The sequence below is a fragment of the Streptomyces sp. NH27 genome (genome assembly GCF_056859195.1).
Map to the genome: position 1 here is coordinate 1 of NZ_JACEGK010000976.1, position 1125 is coordinate 1125.

General features: G+C 74.4%; 1 protein-coding gene. It reads right to left on the reverse strand.

Translation table 11 applies throughout. The features are described 5' to 3' along the window. Positions 1 to 1066, reverse strand: a 1066-nt coding sequence (locus AC13HU_RS37505; RefSeq protein WP_483046477.1) for a serine/threonine-protein kinase, incomplete at its 3' end; no start/stop codon positions are given. Positions 1067 to 1125 lie beyond the last annotated feature (59 nt).

Genomic DNA, 1125 nt, shown 5'->3' on the forward strand with positions numbered 1-1125 from the left:
CGTGCAGGTCCTGGGCCGCGGGGTCGGGAGCTGCCGGGCCGGGGACCACGGGGGCGTGGGCCGACGGGTCGTGGGCTGCGTGCTCCTGGGCCGGCGGGTACGGGAACGCCGGTTGCGGCGCGGCGGGTTCGGCGGGCGGGCCGGACAGATCTACGGTCACCGGGCTGGTGACCACCCGGTCCGCGACGGCCGGCCCCTCCGGCCCGAAGCCCGGGGGCAGCGGGCCGATCTGGTCGAAGATCTCCACCGGCTCCTCGCCCGGCGCGGCCTCCGGCAGCAGCTCCATGGCGGCCGCAAGCGCCTTGCGCGCACCCGTCGCCGTACGGAACCGCGCGTACGGGTCCGGCTGGAGCAGGGTGCCGACCACCTGCCACAGCGGGCCCGGTACGCCGAGCGGCGCCGGCGGCATGCCCATTTCCAGGAACCGGTCCTGCACCGCCTGCGCGTCCGGCTTCTGGCCGCCCAGCAGGTAGAGCGCGACGAGGCCGGTCGCGTACAGGTCCGCCGCGAAGTCCGGCTCGACGCCGAGCAGTTGCTCCGGGGCGAAGTAGCCGGGCGTGCCGACGACGTAGTTGGTCTCGGTCAGCCGGGCGTCGCCCTTGCGCATCGCGATCCCGAAGTCCGACAGCCGTACGTGCGGGGTGCGCGTGCCGGTCGCCTCCAACAGGACGTTGGCGGGCTTGATGTCCCGGTGCACGACGCCCTCCGCGTGCACCGCGGTCAGCCCGGCCAGCAGCTGGTCGAGCAGCACGCAGACGAACCGCGACGGCAGCGGGCCGTACTCCCCGACCAGGTTCGACAGCGATCCGCCGCGCACCAGGTCCATGGTGAACAGCACCTTGTCGTCGTCCGCGGCCCAGCTCGCCGGGGCCAGCACATGCGGGTGGTCGATCCGCATCGCCTGCTCCCGGACGAAGCGCAGCAGCGCGTGGGCGTCGCTCTGCTGGAGCACCTTCGCGGCCACGTAGCGCCGCCTGCGCCGGTCCCACGCCCGCCACACCGCTCCGACCCCGCCGTGCCCGATCGGGTCCACCAGCTCGTACCGACCCGCGAAGACCTCGCCCATGGCCTGCTGTCCGCCCCCTTCACCGACCCTGATCCCGTCGGACCCGACTCTGCCAGTGC